Below are 20046 nucleotides of genomic sequence, written 5' to 3'. Positions count from 1 at the left end.
CCCCTGTGGGAGCGAGCTTGCTCGCGATAGCGGCGGCACATCCAGTATTGATGTGACTGACAGACCGTCATCGCGAGCAAGCTCGCTCCCACAGGGGATTTTTGTTGTGGGTTAGATCGGTTGCAACGGCATGGTCAGTTCGACTCGCAACCCGTCCGGCCGGCTGTCGAAATGCAACGTACAGCCGCAGCGCTGGACGATCGCCTGGACAATCGCCAGACCCAGTCCGCAGCCGGTGCTCTGGCCATTGCGCCAGAAGCGTTGGGTCAGGTGTTGCAGATCGTCTTCAGCAATCCCCGGGCCGTGGTCGCGGACCAAAAAGCGCACACGGCTGCCAGTGGTTTCCAGGCTCAGCTCCACCGCCCCTTCGCCCGGGGTATGACGCAGGGCGTTGTCCAAAAGGTTGCGCAACGCCGCAATCGACAAAACGGCTGGCATTTGCACCGGTGCAGCGGAGAATTTGCTCGGCATCTGCAGCTTGATCCGCTGACGATCACCACTGGCAGCGTCCTGAATCGCCAGTTTCGCCACCTGCTCGGCGCTGCATTGCACGCCGTCATCGAACGACAGACTGCCCTCGACCCGTGCCAGCAGCAGCAATTGTTCAAGGGTCCGGTGCAGGCGATCGGCGCCCTCTTCCGCCCGGGCCAGGGATTGATCCCGAGCCGCGCCATCGGTCATGCGCGCCACTTGCAGGTGGGTCTTGATCGCCGTCAGCGGGCTGCGCAATTCATGGGCGGCGTCACCGGTCAGGCGGCGTTCCCGTTCGATGGTCTTGCCGATGCGCTGGAACAGCTGATTCTGGGTGTCCAGCAACGGTTGCAGTTCGCTGGGCAGCGGCTGGATCTGCAGCGGTTCCAGGGAGTCTGCGCTGCGGCGCATCAAGGCATCACGCATGCGGTTGAGTGGCGCCAGCCCCTGGCCGATCCCCAGCCAGAGCAGGCACAGGCAACCGAGCAAGGCCACGCCCACCGGCACCGAAGCCGCCAGCAGGATCGACATGTTCAAGGCCTCACGCTCGATCTGCCGGTCGGCGGTGGTGATGCGCACATCGCCACGGGCCAGGGTGAAACTGCGCCACGGTGCGCCGTCGATCATCTGGTCGTGAAAGCCCATTTTCTCGGCTTCCAGGGTTTGTTGCGGATCGGTGTGACTGCGGGCGAGGATTTCGCCGCGTAATGAACTGACCTGGCAGGCCATGCCGCCGGGGAGGTTCAGTTGTTCAGCGCTGAAATGGGTGCCCTCGCCCTTGCTCGGCAATGGCGGCAATTGCTCCATCAGGCCCGCGACCATGCGTGCCGACGCTACAAGCCGCTGGTCGAGGGAAAACATCATCTGATTGCGCAGGTCGCTGAGCATCCAGGCCGCAGCCAAGGCCCAGATCAGGGCAAAAGCGGCGCCGAGTGTCAGGCTCAGGCGCAAACGCAGGCTCATCACTTTTTCAATTCCTCTCCACCATCGGCCGGCCCCAGCCGATAGCCCAGGCCGCGCACCGTCTCGACAATGCCATTGCCAAGTTTGCGCCGCAGGTGATGGATATGCACGTTGAGGGCGTTGCTTTCCAGTTCATCGTTAAAACCATAAACGCTGTCTTTCAGTTGCTCGGTGGACAACACCCGGCCCCGGTTATGCAGCAAGGCCTGCAACAGCGATTGTTCTCTACGGGAAAGGTCCACCGGCTGGCCGCCGAGCATGGTTTCGCGGCTGCTCGGGTCGTAGGTCAGGCGACCGTGTTCGATCAGGTTGACGCTACGCCCCGCCACCCGTCGTAGCAACGTATGCAGACGCGCGGCGAGTTCACGCAGGTCGAACGGTTTGAGCAGGTAATCGTCGGCGCCGGCTTGCAAGCCATCAACGCGGTCGGTGACTGAATCGCGGGCGGTGAGGATCAACACCGGGATTTCCAGACCGCTGTGTCGCAACTGCTGCAGCAGCTTCAAACCGTCTTCATCGGGCAGACCGAGGTCGAGCACCATCACATCGAACTCGGCGACCTTGAGCATCGCCCGGGCAGACGCTGCGGTGGCGACATGCTCTACCGTCAGGCCCTGAGCGGTGAGGCCGGCGACAATGCCGCTGGCGATCAACTCGTCGTCTTCGCAAACCAGTACGTGCATGGTGAGACCTGTTGAAAAAGGGTGATTAGGCCGGTGGCCGATTAAGCGGACATTATGCCGCAAGCGCCATTGCCACAAGGCCACTGTGGTTAATCATTGGTTAATCGCCGCCTCCCATTCTTCACCTCACTTGCACAGGGATAAGGCTTACCCATGCGTCGACTGTTTGTATTTTTTGTTCTCTTGATCTCGGGTCTGGCCCAGGCAGGGACTGATCCGTTCGCGACCAAACCCGATTTTCTTCCCGTCGGCAAGGCGTTCATCTTTACCTCCGAACGTCTTGAGTCCGGTGAAACCCAGCTCTATTGGCAGATCGCCGACGGGTATTACCTTTATCAGAAACGCCTGAAGTTCGATGGTTTACCCGCTGAGCACCATCCCGCATTGCCTGAAGGCGAAGCGCACAGCGACGAGTTCTTCGGCGAACAGCAGGTCTATCGCCAAGGCCTTGAGCTGAAGATCCCGGCAGGCGCCACGGGTCAAATCAAAGTGGGCTTCCAAGGCTGTGCCGATGCCGGGTTGTGTTATCCACCGCAAACTCAGGTCGTGGATCTGGGCGGCAAAGCCTCTATCGCTGCGACAAACGAAGCGCCGGATCAAGCCCTGGCCAGCGGCCTGCAACAACGGGCGCTGGGCTGGAGCTTGCTGGTGTTCTTCGGTCTGGGGCTGTTACTGGCCTTCACGCCTTGCTCGCTGCCGATGCTGCCGATTCTGGGCGGTTTGATCGTCGGCAGTGGCGCCACGCCCAAGCGCGGTTTCGCCTTGGCCACCAGCTACGTCGTGAGCATGGCGCTGGTGTATGCGGCGATGGGCGTGCTGGCCGCGCTGCTCGGGGCGAATCTGCAGGCGTTGTTGCAGAACCCTTGGTTGCTGGGCAGTTTCGCGGCGGTGTTTGTGTTGCTGGCGTTGCCGATGTTCGGCTTCTTCGAGTTGCAACTGCCGGTGGCCGTGCGTGATCGACTGGAAAATGTCTCGCGCAATCAACGCGGCGGCAGCCTGTTCGGTGCCGGTGTGTTGGGGGCCTTGTCCGGTTTGCTGGTGGGTCCGTGCATGACCGCCCCGCTGGCGGGCGCCTTGCTCTACATCGCGCAAAGCGGCAATGCGCTGCATGGCGGGCTGATTCTGTTCGCCATGGGCATCGGCATCGGTGTGCCGCTGCTGGTGTTGGTCACCGTCGGCAATCGCTTCCTGCCCAAACCCGGCGCCTGGATGAACCTGCTCAAGGGCGTATTCGGCTTCCTGTTCCTCGCCACCGCGTTGCTGATGCTGCGTCCGGTGCTGGATGAATCACTGTGGATTGGTTTGTGCGGTGCATTACTGTTGATTGCCGCGTACAGCGCCTGGAAGCAGTCGGAAGGTTTCGGTCGCGTCGCCCATGTGTTCGGCGCCAGCTCACTCTTGCTGGGTGTGTGGGGCAGCCTGCTGCTGATCGGTGCCGCCGGCGGCAGTGATGACTTGTTGAAGCCATTGCAGGTCTACAGCGCTTCAAACTCGAGCAGCGCCGCAAACCCGGTCGGCCACGACGCATTCACCACGATCAAGGACCCGGCAGCTCTGCAACGGGAACTCGACGCAGCACAGGCTCAGGGCCAGTGGGTGCTGCTGGACTACTACGCCGACTGGTGTGTGTCGTGCAAGGTCATGGAAAAACAGGTGTTCGGCAAAGCTCATGTACTGCAAGCCTTGAGCGATGTGCGCTTGCTACGGCTGGACGTCACCGCCGACAATGCCGCGAGCCGTGAACTGCTCGGCCGTTATAAAGTGCCGGGGCCACCGAGCCTGCTGTGGATCGGTGCCGATGGCATTGAGCGTCGCAGCCAGCGCATCACCGGTGAGGTCGATGCCGGCACCTTCCTGCAACGCTGGACCACTACCCGAGACGCCCGTTAATGCTGACCTTTACCCTCGGCACTTTTGCCATCGCGCTTAATCACCTGCTGCTGATCAGCGCCCTGGCGCTGGCGACCTTCATCGGCTGGCGGGTGGCCAAGCGCGGCGGCGAGAATCCAGAGTCGGTGCTGTTCAGCCTGTTCCTGCTGGGCATGTTGGCCGCCCGGGTCAGTTTTGTGGTCGTTTACTGGATGCATTATCGCGATGACCCCTGGCAGATCATCGACCTGCGCGACGGCGGTTTCCTTGCCTGGCCGGGTGTGATCGTGCTGCTGCTTGCCGCGTTGTATCGAGGCTGGCGTCGTCCGGGCTTGCGCCGGCCGCTGGGCTTTGGTGTGGCCAGCGGTTTGGCGTTCTGGCTGCTGGCGACCTTCTCCCTGACCCTTTACGAACAGGGCACACGCCTGCCGGAAATCACCTTGCGCAATGCTGCCGGTGAAACCGTGCAACTGGCTGATTACAAGGGCGGCCCGTTGGTGATCAATCTTTGGGCCACCTGGTGTCCGCCGTGCCGTCGGGAAATGCCGGTGCTGGAAAACGCCCAGCAACACCGCCCGGACCTGACGTTCCTGTTCGTCAATCAGGCTGAAAGCATGCAAAGCGTCAGTACTTTTCTGGAAACCCAGGGCCTGAGCCTGTCCAACGTGCTGTTCGACGGCAGTGGCCGATTGGGTCAGGCCGTCGGTTCCATGGCGTTGCCGACTACGCTGTTCTATAGCCCCGACGGTCGCCTGCTGGGCAGCCATCTGGGTGAGCTGTCGGAAGCCAGCCTGGCCCGTGCCCTGGAAAACTTCGACACCCCGAATCCTGCCGCACCGGCCACCTCTTCAAGGAAATTGCCATGCCCCGCCTCCGCCACCTGCTGACGTTGACCCTGGGCGCCGCCCTGCTGCATCTACCGTCGCTACAGGCCGCCGAAGAATTGCCCGAAGCGATCAAGAAAATCGAAGCCAAGGGCGCGAAAATCGTCGGCCAATTCGACGCACCCGACGGTTTGCGCGGTTATGCGGCGCAGTACCAGAACCATGGCATCGCGTTGTACCTGACGCCGGATGGCAAGCACGTGCTGCTCGGCAATCTGTACGACGCCGAGGGCAAAGACCTGAGCAGTGCGCCATTGCAGAAGCTGGTTTACGCACCGATGGCCAAGGAAGTCTGGGGCAAGATGGAAACCAGCAACTGGATCGGTGACGGGAAGAAAGATGCACCGCGGATCGTGTACCTGTTCAGCGATCCGAACTGCCCTTATTGCAACGTGTTCTGGGAACAGGCGCGGCCATGGGTCAAGGCGGGTAAGGTGCAACTGCGGCACATCATGGTCGGCATCATTCGCGAAGACAGTCCGGGGAAATCCGCTGCGCTGCTGGCCGCCAAGGATCCGCAGAAAGCGCTGGAAGACCATGAGAAGGCAGGCAAGGACAGCTCGCTAAAAGCCCTGAAAAACGTGCCCCCGGCGATTCAGGCGAAGCTGGCGGCCAACATGAAGTTGATGGAAGACCTGGAGTTGCAGGCCACCCCGGCGATTTTCTACATGGACGACAAGGGCGAGCTGCAACAACAGCAAGGCGCGCCTTCGCCGGACAAGTTGGTGCAAATTCTCGGGCCTAAGTGACCTCACCGGCCCCATCGCGAGCAAGCTCGCTCCCACATTGGAATGCGTTCCCCTGTGGGAGCGAGCCTGCTCGCGAAGGCGTCAGCAGAACCGACTAAGCTCTCTCAGCCAAAAACTTCAGCAAAGTCGCCGTCACGAACTGCGGGTTCTCCAGATTGGAGATATGCCCCGCTTCCGGCACCAGCAGATACGGGCAACCAATCAACTCGGCCATCTCCTTCGTCTCCGACGGCGGCCGCGGTTTGTCCTGATCGCCACACATCAGCAGTGTGGTGTCAGGATTCAACTCGCCCAGACGCGGCAACAGATCATCCCGCCCAAACGTAATCCGCCCCATCGGCACGATGCTCTCGCGCAGACGTTCCGGCGGCAGTGCGGCCAGTTTGGCGCGGAAATCCTGATACAGCGCCGACTGCGAATCGATGCCCGGGCGGAAGAAGATCGGCACGACGATGTCGAGCAACTGCGGCGCGATCAAGCCCGTGTCTTCGATCTGTTTGAACAGCGAGAAATAGTATTGGCGAGTCGGTTCCGGCTCGACGCCGACGTAGGTGTCCATCAGCACCAGACCGTTGATGCGCTGCGGTGCCGACAGCGCCAGACGCACGCCCCACATACCACCGACCGAAAGACCGACCAGCGTGACACGGTCGATGTCCAGATGATCGAGCAGCGCCAATGCCTGGCGCGCTACGTCATCCAGCGACTGTGTACTCTCCGGCATCCGCCCGGACTCACCGTGGCCCCAGAGGTCCAGAGCAATCACCCGGTATTGCTGCGACAGGGCGGCGATCTGCGGCGCCCACATGGCCTGGTCCCACAGATAACTGCCGGCCAGCAAAACGGCTGGGCCGGTGCCTTGATCAATGTAGTGAAGGGGTTGTCCGTCTATTGTTGCGAAGGGCATCGGTTGTCTCCTCTCCAAAAGGGCACAGGCAGACTGTGCCGCTGAAGATCCATAGTCAACTTTGTAGTTGTCTGAACTGGCCTCATCGCGAGCAAGCTCGCTCCCACAGGTGATCGCATATCCCTGTGGGAGCGAGCTTGCTCGCGATGAGGCCTTTAGCGGCGCTAGAGAATCAAAGCCCCTCCAGTTCCGCCATCAAATCATTAAGACGATCCACCTTCTCCTCGGTGATGTCGCTCGCCGCCAATCCGTCGATGTATTCGGCCAACTCCGCCACCGTGCTGCATTCGAACATTGCCCGCAGCGGTACATCACGTTGCAGGGCTTTCTGCACCCGCGAAGCGATCTGCGTCGCCAGCAATGAATGCCCGCCCAGCTCGAAGAAGTTGTCGCGAACACCGACCTTCTCGACCTTCAGCACCTCGGCCCAGATATCCGCCAGCGTCTGCTCCAGCTCATTGCGCGGCGCCTGGTAGTCCTGGCTCTGCAACTGGCCGATCTCCAGCGCCGGCAAAGCCTTGCGATCAAGCTTGCCGTTGGCGTTCAGCGGCATCCGATCCAGCCATAGCCAGTGCAGCGGCACCATGTATTCCGGCAGTTCAGCACGCAGGCGTTGCTTAATGCGTTCCAGTCGCTCGGTTGGATTGATCAAAGCATCAGCCGCGACCAAATAGCCGACCAGATGTTTGCCGTTCACGCCTTCCTGCACGCCGACTGCCGCTTCGCGCACTTGCGGTTGCTCATGCAAACGCGCTTCGATTTCACCCAGTTCGATGCGGTAACCGCGGATCTTCACTTGATGGTCGATCCGTCCGACGTATTCCAGCACACCGTCACTGCGCCGACGGGCCAGGTCGCCAGTGCGATACAGACGATCCCCCGGTTCACCAAACGGATTCGGCACAAACACTTGAGCCGTGCGCAACGGATCGCTCACATAACCGCGCCCTACCCCGGTGCCGGCGACACACAACTCGCCCACCGCACCCAACGGCACCAGTTCCAAGGCACCATCAAGCAGGTATAAGCGGTTGTTGTCGGTCGGCGTGCCGATCGGCAAGTAACTGCCACGAGTCGACGCCATGTCGACGCGGAAGAACGCCACGTCGTCCGAGCATTCCGCCGGACCATAAGCATTCACCAGCCCGATCTCCGGGTAGCGCAGCAGCCATTGGTGCGCCAGCTCCGGAGGCATTGCCTCACCGGTTGGCAGCATCCAGCGCAGACCGTCGAGGCTCATGCGTTCCTGGGCGAGCATGCCCTGAATCAACGACGGCACGCTTTCCAGCACGGTAATGCCCTGGGCCGACACATGCGCCAGCAACCCTTGCGGATCATGGGCGATGGTGTTCGGCACGATGTCCACCCGAGCGCCGAACAGCGGTGCGGCGAGGAACTGCCAGACCGAAATGTCGAAACTTTGCGAGGCGGTCTGGGCGATCACATCGGCATCGCTCAAGTTCAGGTAGGGAACCTTGCTCAACTGGTTGTTGAGCATGCCGCGCTGTTCGACCATCACGCCTTTCGGCAAACCGGTGGAGCCCGAGGTGTAGATCACGTAGGCAAGGTTGTCCGGGCCGCTGTAGATGCCCGGGTTGGCAACCGAAACATCACTCGCCTGCACCTCTTCCCAGACCAACAACGTGGGCCGGTTGGCGCAACCAAACTCATCCAGCAGCGCCACCGCTTGTTCGCGGCAGGCCTGAGTGCAGACCAGCACCGGCGTGCGGCTCAGATCGATGATCCGGCTCAGACGCTGACTCGGCAGCCCCGGGTCCAGCGGCAAATAACCCGCGCCCGCCTTGAAGCTGCCGATGATCATGCCCGGCAGATCGAGGTTACGTTCAGCCAGCAACGCCACCGGTTGATCCAGCCTTACGCCAGCGGCGATCAAGGCGTGACCGAGACGGTTACTGCGCTCATTCAGCTCAAGGTAGCTGTGCTGTTGATCCAGGCAACTGGCGGCAATGCGCTGTGGATGCTCGGCAACCTGCGCTTCAAACAATGAGACGTAACTCTGCTCCAGCGGGTAATCGTGCTCGCTCTGGTTGCAGCCGCGGATCAGGAAGTCTTGCTCATCAAAGCCCAGCAACGGTAGATCGGCCATGTCTCCGTGGAAACCTTCAACCAGTGCCAGCAGCAACCGCTTGAACTCGCCGAGCATGCACTCGACGGTCGACTCATCAAAATAACGCTGGTCGTAAGACAGGTGCAGGCCCAGGTCATCGCCCGGATAGCAGACCGCCGTCAGCGGGAAGTTGGTGTGGGTTCGGCCCGAATCCGAGGTCGCGTTGAGGCTTTGCGCACGGTCCAGCACCGAGACTTCCACCGGGGCGTTTTCGAACACGAACAGGCTGTCGAACAACGGCTGTCCCTTGGGCAGTTCGCTGTTTTCCTGAATGCTCACCAGCGGCAGGTATTCGTACTCGCGCAGTTGCATGTTGCTGTCGAGCAAACCGCTCAACCATTGACGAACACTGCAACGCTGATCGTCCTCGGGCATTTTCACCCGCAGCGCGATGCTGTTGATGAACAGCCCGACCGTGCGCTGCATCTGCGGCATGTCCACCGGACGCCCGGCTACCGTGACGCCGAACAGCACGTCGCGATCACCGCTCAAGCGGCGTAGCACCAGCGCCCACGCCGCTTGGGCAAAGGTATTGATCGTCAGTTGATGGGCCTGAGCCATTTCGCGCAGTTGCGCACCGTCACGGGCATCGAGCCGTGTGTAGCGGTCGCCGACGATCATGCCGCCGCTTTCGCCGGCATGTTCGCGCAGGAACGGCCTGTCGCTCGGGATCGGCGTGGTCCGCTCGAAGCCTTGCAGGTTGGTTTTCCACCACTGCCGCGCTTCGGCCAGGCTTTGGCGTTGCAGCCAGCCGATGTAGTCGCGATAACGCGGCGGCACGGCCAGTTGCGCGTCCCGGCCTTCGCCCAATGCGGTATAGATTTCGAAGAAATCGTTCATCAGCAGCGAACGGCACCAGGCATCGATGAGGATGTGGTGGTTGCTCATCATGAACCAGTAGCGCGCCGCGCCGACCTTGATCAGGCGCAGGTGGAACGGTGCCTGATTGAGCAGATCGAACCCGGCCTCGCGCTCGCTTTTCAGCAATGCCTGCAACTTCGGCTCCTGTTCGGCTCCGCCGATTACGCTCCAGTCCAGGTACTCGATCGGCGTGCTGCCCGGCTTGTGGATAACTTGCAGCATGTCTTCGCCGACGTTCCAGCAGAACGATGCGCGCAGGGCTTCGTGACGGGCGATCACCGCTTGCCAGGCCTGGGCGAAACGTTGCGGGTCGAGCTCGCTGTTGATGCGGTAGCGATCCTGCATGTAGTAGAGGCCGGTGCCCGGTTCCAGCAAGGTGTGCAGCAGCATGCCCTCCTGCATCGGCGTCAGCGGGTAGACGTCTTCGATGGCGGCGGCCGGGATTGGCAGCGCGTCGAGTTGCGGCTGGGTCAGTTTCGCCAATGGGAAGTCTGACGGCGTCAGGCCTCCCGCATCGTCGCGCAGGCAATGCTCGATCAGGCCCTGCAATTCGCCGAGGTAGGCGTCCGCCAGGTCGGTGATGGTCTGCGGGTCGTGGCGTTCGGCGCTGAAGGTCCAACGCAGCACCAGTTCACCGCCATAGACCTGACTGTCGACGCTCAGCTCATTGGGCAGCGGCGCGCGAGCATCATGGGCCGCACCGACCGCTTCATCGAGAGGACGGAACAAGGCGTCCGCGCCGAAGCTCTGGTCGAACTGACCGAGGTAGTTGAAGGTGATCGGCGCCACCGGCAAGGCAGCCATGGTCTGCCGGCTCGAGTCATCGGCGAGATAACGCAACACGCCATAACCCAGGCCTTTGTGCGGCACGGCGCGCAGTTGTTCCTTGATCGCTTTGATCGAAGCGCCCTGCCCATCCGCTGGCATCAGCCGCAGCGGATAAGCGCTGGTGAACCAGCCGACGGTGCGGGTCAGGTCGATCTCGTCGAACAGGGTTTCGCGGCCATGCCCTTCGAGTTGAATCAGCGCCGATGCGTGACCACTCCAACGGCACAGCACGCGGGCCAATGCGGTCAGCAGCAAGTCGTTGACCTGAGTGCGATAGGCGCTCGGTGCCTGTTGCAGCAGTTGGCGAGTGCGCTCGACATCGAGGCGCACGCTGACAGTTTGCGCATGACGATTCTGCCGGCAACCCTCTGGGCGATCACACGGCAATCCGGCGCTTTCACCGGCCAGTTGCGACTGCCACCAGCTCAGTTCTTCACGCAGGGATTCGCTGCCGGCATACGCCTGCAAGCGTGCGGCCCAGTCCTTGAAGGCACTGGTTTTCGCCAGCAGTTTTGCCGACTGCCCTGCGTTCAGTTGGCGATACACCGTTTGCAAATCGTCCAGCAACACCCGCCACGAAACCCCATCCACGACCAAGTGGTGAATGGCGATGAACAGCCGTTGTTGCCCCTCAGGACCATCGACCAGCAGCGCGCGCATCAGCGGCCCATCCTCAAGGTCGAGGCTGCGCTGGGCATCGGCGAACAGTGCCGCGCCTTGGTCCATGGACGAAACGCGCACTTGCCATAGCACCGGCGCGTCGGAAATCGCCTGGTGCTCGGCCTGCCATCGGCCTGCAATTTCAGAGAAGCGCAAACGCAAGGCGTCGTGCTGTTCGATCACTGCCAGCAGCGCTTGCTCCAGATGATGGGGCTCCAGCGCCACGGTCGGTTCCAGCAGCAACGCCTGGTTCCAGTGTTGACGCTGGGGGATGTCGGTGTCGAAGAACCAGTGCTGGATCGGCGTCAGACGCGGTTCGCCGGTCAGCAAACCTTGTTCGGCGGTGACCTGCTCGGTGCGGGTCGCCACGGCGGCCAGGGTTTGCACGGTCTGGTGCTGGAACAGATCTCGCGGGCTGAAGTGAATGCCCTGCTGCCGTGCACGGCTGACCACCTGGATCGACAGAATCGAATCGCCGCCCAGTTCGAAGAAGTTGTCGTTGAGGCCGACCTGCAGGACGTTCAGCACTTCGCACCAGATGGCGGCCAGCGTCAGTTCAAGCTCGTTGCTCGGTGCCACGTACTGCTGACGGTTCAACTCCGGGTCCGGGGCCGGCAATGCGCGGCGGTCGAGTTTGCCGTTGGCGGTCAGCGGCATGCTGGCCAGCAGGATCAAATGCGTTGGCACCATGTAATCCGGCAACTGGGATTTGAGGTGCGCCTTCAACGCCTCACGCAGTGTGTTTTGTTGCGTTTCGTCCTGCTCAGCGACCTCAGTCACCAGATAGCCGACCAGTTGTTTGCCGCTCGGGGCATCCAGCGCCAGCACCACGGCTTCACGGATCGATTCATGTTCCAGCAGACGGGTTTCGATTTCGCCCAGTTCAATGCGGAAACCACGAATCTTCACTTGATGGTCGATACGTCCGAGGTATTCCACCAGACCGTCGGCGCGCTGGCGCACCAGATCGCCGGTGCGGTACAGACGCCCGCCATTGGCCGCGAACGGATCAGCCACAAAACGTTCGGCCGTCATACCCGGACGCAGGTGATAACCCTGCGCCAGACCGGCGCCGCCGACGTACAACTCGCCCGTCGCGCCTTGCGGCACCAGCGCCAGATCAGCGTCGAGGATGTAGGCCACGCGCGCACCAATCACACTGCCGATCGGCACGCTGCCCAGCCCTTCTTCAAGCTGCTCGGGCGCCAGACTGGCCAGGGGCATGACCACGGTTTCGGTCGGGCCGTAGGCGTTGAAAAACAGGCTCGGCTTGAACGCCGCACGAATCCGCGCCAGGTGTTCGCCGGTCAGCGCTTCACCGCCGGTGATGCACATGCGCACCGGCAGGATTTCACCCTGGGTCGCCAGCCACTGCGCCAATTGGCTGCCGTAGCTCGGGGTGAAGCCGAGGATATTGATGTGATGGCGGCGAATCAGACCACAGATTTCTTCCGCGTCCCACTGACCTTGAGCGCGCAGAACGACTTGAGCACCACTCAACAACGGCACCAGCAAACGCTCGGTTGCCGCATCGAAGTTGATCGAATAGAAGTGCAGTTCGCAATCGTCCGGGCGCATGCCAAAACGTTCAATGACCGCTTGGCAATGCATGGCGATTTCACCGTGGGACACCACCACGCCTTTCGGTTTGCCGGTAGAGCCCGAAGTGTAAATCAGGTAAGCCTGATGCTGCGGCAGGCTGATAAACGGCAGCTCGGTGGCCGGGTAATGGGCCAGTTCTGCTGCGTCCTCCTCCAGGCACCAACGAGCGACCGTTGCCGGCAGTTCGCCGAGCGCATCGAACATTGCGGCATCGCTGAGCAGCAAACCGATGCCGCTGTCTTCGATCATGTAGTGCAAACGATCCAGCGGGTACTCCGGGTCCAGCGGCACGTAGGCGCCGCCCGCCTTGAGGATCGCCAGCAGGCCGACGACCATTTCCAGTGAACGCTCAAGCGCCAGACCCACCCGAACCTGCGGCCCGACGCCACGCTCGCGGAGCATCCAGGCCAGGCGATTGGCGCGGCAGTCGAGTTCGGCGTAGCTAAGGGTTTGCCCGGCGAAGGTCAGTGCCGGCGCATCTTTGCGCGCCAGGGCCTGCTCGCTGAACAGGTGATGAATGCACTGGTCGAGGCGGTGTTCGCCCGGCTCGACGCCGAGGCTGTCGAGCAGGTGTTGCTGTTCGGTGGCTTCCAGCAGCGGCAGTTCACTGAGGCGCTGTTGCGGATCGGCCAGCAGCGCTTCCAGCAGGTTGCGCCAATGCCCGGCTATCCGCGCAATGCGTGGTTCATCGAACAGATCGGTGCTGTAGGTCAGGCAGCAACCCAGGCGATGGTCGAGGTCGGTGACTTCCAGGTTGAGGTCGAACTTGGTCGCCCGCGCATCGTTGGCCAGGTATTCGACGGTCATGCCGGCGAGTGTGCGGCTCTGCTGGAATTCCCAGCGCTGCACGTTGCACATCACCTGAAACAACGGGTTGTACGCCGCGCTGCGCGGAGGCTGCAAAGCCTCCACCAAATGATCGAACGGCAAGTCCTGATGAGACTGGCCTTCGATCACGGTGTGGCGAACCTGCTCGAACAACTCACCCACGGACATCTGCCCGTCGAGCTGGCAACGCAGCACTTGGGTGTTGAGGAACGCACCGATCAGCCCTTCGCTTTCCGGACGAATCCGGTTGGCCACCGGCGCGCCGATGCGCAGGTCGGTCTGGCCGCTGTAGCGGTAAAGCAGCACTGCCAGCGCGGCGGTCATGGTCATGAACAGGGTCAGACCGTTGTGTGCATTGAAAGCACGAACGCGCGCGGCAAGCTCATCGCTCAGGTCGAAACGGAACAGTTCGCCCTGATGACTTTGTACCGGTGGACGCGGACGGTCGGCGGGCAACTCCAGCAACGGATGTTCGCGGCCCAGTTGCGCGGTCCAGTAGTCGAGTTGGCGCTGACGTTCGCCGGACTCCAGCCACTGGCGCTGCCAGACGCTGTAATCCAGGTATTGCACCGGCAGCGGTTGCAGCGGCGATTCGCGGTCATCGACAAAGGCCTCGTAAAGCGCGCTCAGTTCCCGGGCGAAGATGTCCATCGCCCAGCCTTCGGTGACGATGTGGTGCAGGGTCAGCACCAGATAATGTTCGTGCTCGGCGGTCTTGACCATACAGGCGCGCAGCAGGGGTCCGGTTTCCAGATCGAAGGGTTTATGCGCCTCGTCGTCGGCCAGTTGCTGGACGCGCTGTTCGCGGCGATCAACGTCGAGCGCGGAGAAGTCCTTCCAGTCCATGCGCATCCCGGTGTCTGGGTGAACCCGTTGCCGGGCCACGCCATTGATGCTCGGGAACGTAGTGCGCAGGGTTTCATGACGCATGATCAGGGCTTGCAGCGCGGCTTCGAAGCGCCCGACATCGAGCACCCCGCGCAGCCGTGCCATGCCACCAACGTTGTAGGCCGGGCTGTCCGGTTCCATCTGCCAGAGGAACCACATGCGCTGCTGGGAATAGGACAACGGCACCGGTTGGCTGCGGTCGACTTTCTCGATCGGCGGTTGCTGGTTGGTTTTGCCGCTGGCCTGGATCAGTTGCACCTGTTCGGCAAAGGCGCCCAGCTCACTGTTTTCGAACAGCGCGCGCAGCGGCAACTCGACGTCGCAGGCCTGACGGGTGCGGGAAATGATTTGCGTGGCCAGCAAGGAATGGCCGCCGAGGGCGAAGAAATCGTCACGCAGGCCGACTTGCGCGAGGCCCAATACTTCACGCCAGATGCCGGCGATTTGTTGCTCGAGGGCAGTGACCGGTTCAACGTGCTCGCGCACTTGCCACTGAGGCTCCGGCAAAGCGCGGCGGTCGAGTTTACCGCTTGGGCTCAGGGGAATTACGTCCAGGCGCATGAGTTGCGCTGGAACCATGTATTCCGGCAACTCGGCGGCCAGCGCAGCTTTCAGGCGTGCGGTTTGAGCATCAACATCTTCTGTGGAATCGGTTGCGGTGTAGTAACCGATCAACTGTCCGCCGGCCGCCGTTTCGCGCACCAGCACCACGGCTTGAGCGACGCAGTCCTGTGCCAGCAATCGTGCTTCGATTTCTTCCGGTTCAACGCGGAAGCCACGCAGTTTGACCTGCTGATCGAGACGGCCGAGGTATTCGATCACGCCGTCGGCGGCCCAGCGCGCACGGTCGCCGGTACGGTACAGACGCGCGCCCTGCTCACCCAATGGATCGACGACAAAACGTTCTGCGGTCAGTCCCGGACGGCCCAAATAGCCGCGCGCCAGACCGATACCGCTGATGCACAGCTCGCCCGGCACACCGGCCGGAACGGGATTGAGTGCCTCATCGAGCACGCGGCACAGCACATTGCCCAACGGACGACCAATCGGCGAGCGCTCGCCATCGGCGGTTGTGCAGTGCCAATGAGTGACGTTGATCGCGGTTTCGGTCGGGCCGTAACGGTTGTGCAATTGCACGGCCGGCAGGTGTTCCAGCACGCGGTTGCGCAGTTCGGCGGGCAAGGCTTCACCGCCGGAGAATACGCGGCGCAGGCTGGTGCATTCGGTGGTCAGCGGTTCGTCGATAAACAACGAAAGCAGCGGCGGTACAAAGTGCAGCGTGGTCACGCCGAACTGTTGAACCAATTGCGCAATACGATGCGGATCGCGGTGTTCACCGGGGCCGGCGATCAGCAAGCGTGCACCGGTAATCAGCGGCCAGAAGCACTCCCACACCGACACGTCAAAACTGATCGGCGCCTTTTGCATCAGCACGTCGGTGTCGTTCAATCGATAGGTGTTCTGCATCCATTGCAGGCGCTCGGCGAGGGCTGCGTGGGTGTTGCCGACGCCCTTCGGCTGGCCGGTGGAACCGGAGGTGTAAATCACGTACGCCAGGTTGTCGCCGTGCAAGTGCAGGCCCGGTGTATGGCTCGGCCAGCTCTCCAGATGCAAGGCATCCATGGCGATCACGCTGACGCCATCGGTGGCCGGCAAGCGCTCGAGTAATTGGGTTTGGGTCAGCAGCAATTCGACGCCGCTGTCGCTGAGCATGTAAGCCAGGCGTTCGGCCGGGTAGTCCGGGTCCAGCGGCACGTAGGCGCCGCCGGCCTTGATGATCGCCAGCAGGCCGATCAGCAACTGCGGCGAACGCTCGGCGGCAATGGCCACGCAAACATCCGGGCCGACGCCTTTGTCGCGCAGGTAATGGGCCAAGCGGTTGGCCTGGGTGTGCAGTTCGGCGAAATCCATGGCGCCACCGTCCCACATAAGAGCGGTGCGCTCCGGGGTCAGGCGAGCCTGTTCATTGAGCAATTCGGGCAGCCAAACGCTGGCCTGTGTGCACGGTGCAGCGCTCCAAGATGATTGCTGATCGTGCTCACTCGGGGTCAGTAGTGGAAGGTCGCCGATGGCAGTTTTTGGTTGTTCGCAAATGGCTCGCAGCAGGTTGGTGAAGTGCTCGGCCAAGCGCTCGATGGTCGCCACGTCGAACAGTTCGCTGGCGTAGTCGAAGGACAGGCTCAGGCGACCCTTTTGGTCTTCCTCGCTGTGCAGTTGCAGGTCGAACTTGGCTTCGCGGCTGTGCCAAGGCAGCTCTTCGGCGAGCAATCCAGGCAGGCGACGCAATGCGCTCAAGTCCCGTTGCTGGTGGTTGAACATGACCTGAAACAGACCTTGTTCGCGGGCTTGCGGGAAGGCTTCGAGCAATTGTTCGAACGGCAGGTCCTGATGTGCTTGTGCGCCCAATGCAGCCTGACGGGTTTGCGCCAGTAGATCGACGAATGGCAGCTGCGAATCCAGTTCGGCGTGTAGCACCTGGGTGTTGATGAAGAAGCCGATCAGCCCTTGGGTTTCAAGGCGCGGACGGTTGGCGTTCGGCACGCCGATGCGGATGTCGCGTTGGCCACTGTAGCGGTGCAGCAGGCACTGGAACGCGGCGAGCAACAGCATGAACGAAGTGGACTCATGGGCCTGGGCGGTCTGGCGAATCGCATCGCTCAGCGTCGCGCCCAACCGTATGGTGTGGCGCGCGGCGCTGTGAAGGTGTTGCGCCGAACGCGGATGATCAGTGGCCAGGCTCAGGGTCGGATGCTCATCGCCCAATTGCGCTTTCCAGTAAGCCAGCTGGCGCTCGCCCTCCCCTTGCGCCAGCCATTGACGCTGCCAGCTGCCGTAGTCGGCGTACTGAGTCGGCAATGCTGGCAGTGTCGCCTTTTGTCCTTGGGACGCTGCGGCATACAGGCGCGAGAACTCGTCGATCAGCACGTTCAGCGACCAGCCGTCGGCGATGATGTGGTGCATCGTCACCAACAGTTGATGGTCCTCTTCATCGAGGCGCACCAGGGTCACCCACAACAGCGGGCCTTTCTGCAGATCGAATTGAGTGCGGGCTTCGTCCTCTCGGATTTGCTGCGCACGGACTTCACGCTCGGCAACCGGCAGGTCGCTGATGTCGATCAGTTGCAGGTTGAATTCGCTCGCTGCATCGACCTGCTGCAGCGCCACACCGTCACGCTCGATGAACCGCGTGCGCAGGGATTCGTGACGCTCGATCAGCTGTTGGAAGCTGGCGCGCAAGGCGTCTTCATCCAGTTCGCCACGCAGGCGCAAGGCGCCGGGAATGTTGTAGGCGCTGCTCTGCGGGTCGAGTTGCCAGGTGATCCACAGACGGTTTTGCGCAAGCGATTGCGGCATGGCTTCGGTGCGCGACAACGAGGTGATCGCGCCTTGGGCGAGTCCGCCGTCCTGTTGTTGCTGAGCGACTGCGGCGGCAAACGCGCCAAGGGTCGGCGCTTCAAACAGCAGGCGCAGGTTCAGCTCCAGACCGAGTGCCTCGCGCAGACGTGCGACCACCTGAGTGGCGGCAATAGAGTTGCCGCCCAGCAGGAAGAAGTGATCGTCGGCGCAGATCTGTTTGACCTGCAGTTGCTCGCACCAGATCTGGCCGATCAGGGTTTGCAGTTCGGAACCTGATTCAGTCGCGGATTTACTTTCGATGTCTGCCGACGGGAACAGCGCATAGCTGTCGAGGCTGCCGTCGGCCAGGCGATTGCGGCATGCCGAGCGTTGCAGTTTGCCGCTGGAGGTCTTGGGCAACGCGCCCGGATTAAGCAGCACCACCACGCTTGGCGCCTCCTGATACGCCTCCGCCACGGCTTGACGGATGGCTTTGATCAGGGCGTCGGGCGGGAGGATTTTCTGCACGCTGCGGCTGACTTCCGCCGCAATGCCGATGCCTTCCTGCCCCTCGATGTTCACCGCAAAAGCGGCAACACGACCTTTGCGAACCACCTCCACTTCGCGCTCGATGGTTTGCTCGATGTCCTGTGGATAAAGGTTGTACCCACGCACGATCAACAGGTCCTTCAGGCGACCGGTGATGAACAGTTCACCGTTGCGCATAAAGCCCAGGTCACCGGTACGCAGCCAGGTACGGCCAGCGTGCTGAACGAAGGTTTTGGCGCTGGCCTCCGGGTTGCGCCAGTAGCCGTGGGCGATGCTTGGCCCGGCGGCCCAGACTTCGCCGACTGCATTGTCAGCCAACTCGTTGAGGGCTGTTGGATCGGCAATCAGCACTGCGTGATCCGGCTGACTGATGCCGCAACTCATAATCGGGCTGCCATCGCCTGGCTCGGCACGGTTTTGTGCCAGGGCGTGATCGTCCACGCGCAGGTTGCCAATGCCCTGACCGCGAGGGCTGCCGGCCACGAACAGTGTCGCTTCGGCCAACCCGTACGACGCCATGAAACTGTCTTGGGTGAAACCGCAGGCCGCGAACTTCTCGGCGAAGCGATCCAGGGTATCGAGGCGAATCGGTTCGGAACCGGAATACGCCACGCGCCAGCCGCTCAGGTCGAGGCGCTCCAGGGCCGATTCACTGACCCGCTCGCTGCACAACCGATAGGCAAAGTCCGGCCCGCCGCTGATGGTGCCGCCGTACTCGCTGATCGCTTCCAGCCAGCGCAACGGCCGGCCGAGGAAATACCCCGGAGACATCAACACGCATGGCACGCCGCTGAAAATCGGCTGCAACAGACCGCCGATCAGGCCCATGTCGTGGTACAGCGGCAACCAGCTGACGATCACGTCGTCAGGATTCAGATCGATGCCGAAGCCGTGGCGGATCAGCAGTTCATTCGCCACCAGGTTGCCGTGGCTGACTTGCACCCCTTTCGGCAACGCGGTGGAGCCGGAGGTGTATTGCAGGAACGCGATGTGGTCGTCTGCAAGTTCCGGCGCCACCCAACGTTCGGCCAATGCGCTGTCGAGCGTATCGACACACAGCAACGGTGGCGCGCCCTCTATTTGCTGCAACGCATCGCGCAGGCCGGCGCTGGTCAGCAGCAGACGCGGTTCGGCATCGCTAATGATCGACAACAGACGCTCCTGATGATGACGACGCGCCGACTCCGGCGGATAGGCCGGCACTGCGATCACACCGGCGTACAGGCAGCCGAAGAACGCCGCGACGTAATCCGGGCCGCTGGGAAACAGCAGCACCGCGCGATCGCCAAACACAGCCTCGGCCTGCAACGCGCCAGCAATGGTCCGCGCCCGCTGATCCAGCTCGCGATAACTGAGCACCACAGCCTGATCCTGGGTTTCGGCGAGAAAACGCAAGGCCACCCGGTCCGGCGTCAGGGCCGCTCGGCGCTGGAGGGCTTGGACCAGTGTGCTGGGGAGTTCGAACGCGTCGGTCATGAGGTTTCCTGCCTGAATTCGGCTTGCAAGTGGAATCGGTTTTCTGACGTCACGCCCCTTCGAGGCGTACAGGACGCGGTCTTCGCCGACCGCGCGAGGCTTGGGAATGCTGTTTTGGCCACAGCCGCTACCCGGAACCATTCACCAATGAGAACGGTTGACGTCTTTAAATAATTAGTCGGCAGGCCTGATCGCCAATGGAACTGCGGTGCCGCAAGCGGGCGCGTCAGCGTGTCGCAGTTCTCACCCTGCACCTTTGCAGCGCATTAGTTCTATTTCTCATTTGACAATCATTATCATTAAGAATAATTTGGCGCTCGATGTGTTGGACGGCCCAGCCCCCGCTAGCCGTCCCACGAACCTA

7 protein-coding genes are annotated in these 20046 nt (G+C 62.0%); 3 read left to right on the top strand and 4 right to left on the bottom strand.

Annotated elements, in window-relative coordinates:
* Nucleotides 1-111: 111 nt before the first annotated feature.
* Both VD17_RS14770 and VD17_RS14765 read right to left on the bottom strand, forming a co-directional pair.
* Nucleotides 112-1437: an ATP-binding protein gene (locus VD17_RS14770; protein WP_046054439.1), complete on the bottom strand. Its 1326-nt coding sequence runs from the start codon at nucleotides 1435-1437 to the stop codon at nucleotides 112-114.
* Nucleotides 1434-2117, bottom strand: a complete 684-nt coding sequence (locus VD17_RS14765; protein ID WP_046054438.1) for a response regulator — start codon at nucleotides 2115-2117, stop codon at nucleotides 1434-1436. Before VD17_RS14765 ends, VD17_RS14770 begins: the two co-directional genes overlap by 4 nt.
* A gap of 153 nt (nucleotides 2118-2270) precedes the next feature.
* Between VD17_RS14765 and dsbD the strand changes: the two genes are divergently transcribed.
* Genes dsbD through dsbG form a run of 3 tightly spaced genes read left to right on the top strand, consistent with a single transcriptional unit; the run spans nucleotide 2271 to nucleotide 5619 of the window.
* Entirely contained in the window at nucleotides 2271-4007 is a 1737-nt protein-coding gene (gene dsbD / locus VD17_RS14760; protein WP_046054437.1) for a protein-disulfide reductase DsbD, read from the top strand.
* Nucleotides 4007-4873 carry a TlpA disulfide reductase family protein gene (locus tag VD17_RS14755; protein WP_046054436.1) on the top strand — a complete coding sequence of 289 codons (867 nt, stop codon included), beginning with the start codon at nucleotides 4007-4009 and terminating at the stop codon, nucleotides 4871-4873. The genes dsbD and VD17_RS14755 overlap by 1 nt, the downstream gene beginning before the upstream one ends.
* On the top strand, nucleotides 4849-5619 hold the full coding sequence (gene dsbG, locus VD17_RS14750) for a thiol:disulfide interchange protein DsbG (RefSeq protein ID WP_046054435.1): 771 nt from the start codon (nucleotides 4849-4851) through the stop codon (nucleotides 5617-5619). Before VD17_RS14755 ends, dsbG begins: the two co-directional genes overlap by 25 nt.
* Before the next feature lie 94 nt (nucleotides 5620-5713).
* On the opposite strand, the gene VD17_RS14745 is transcribed toward dsbG, so the two are convergent.
* Both VD17_RS14745 and VD17_RS14740 read right to left on the bottom strand, forming a co-directional pair.
* The gene (locus VD17_RS14745; RefSeq protein WP_046054434.1) at nucleotides 5714-6526 is read right to left on the bottom strand and encodes an alpha/beta fold hydrolase; all 813 of its coding nucleotides are present in this window, start codon (nucleotides 6524-6526) and stop codon (nucleotides 5714-5716) included.
* Between the two features lie 172 nt (nucleotides 6527-6698).
* Nucleotides 6699-19682 carry a non-ribosomal peptide synthetase gene (locus VD17_RS14740; protein WP_046054433.1) on the bottom strand — a complete coding sequence of 4328 codons (12984 nt, stop codon included), beginning with the start codon at nucleotides 19680-19682 and terminating at the stop codon, nucleotides 6699-6701.
* Between the last annotated feature and the right edge of the window lie 364 nt (nucleotides 19683-20046).

The sequence above is a fragment of the Pseudomonas fluorescens genome, assembly GCF_000968015.1.
Taxonomy (GTDB): domain Bacteria; phylum Pseudomonadota; class Gammaproteobacteria; order Pseudomonadales; family Pseudomonadaceae; genus Aquipseudomonas; species Aquipseudomonas fluorescens_W.
The sequence above is the reverse complement of the archived record's forward strand: the minus strand, read 5'-3'. Positions and strand labels throughout refer to the sequence as shown.

Coding starts and splice junctions, on each gene's coding strand:
- VD17_RS14765 (WP_046054438.1), bottom strand. CDS start 2,117: ATGCACGTACTGGTTTGCGAAGACGACGAGTTGATCGCCAGCGGCATT.
- dsbD (WP_046054437.1), top strand. CDS start 2,271: ATGCGTCGACTGTTTGTATTTTTTGTTCTCTTGATCTCGGGTCTGGCC.
- VD17_RS14755 (WP_046054436.1), top strand. CDS start 4,007: ATGCTGACCTTTACCCTCGGCACTTTTGCCATCGCGCTTAATCACCTG.
- dsbG (WP_046054435.1), top strand. CDS start 4,849: ATGCCCCGCCTCCGCCACCTGCTGACGTTGACCCTGGGCGCCGCCCTG.
- VD17_RS14745 (WP_046054434.1), bottom strand. CDS start 6,526: ATGCCCTTCGCAACAATAGACGGACAACCCCTTCACTACATTGATCAA.
- VD17_RS14740 (WP_046054433.1), bottom strand. CDS start 19,682: ATGACCGACGCGTTCGAACTCCCCAGCACACTGGTCCAAGCCCTCCAG.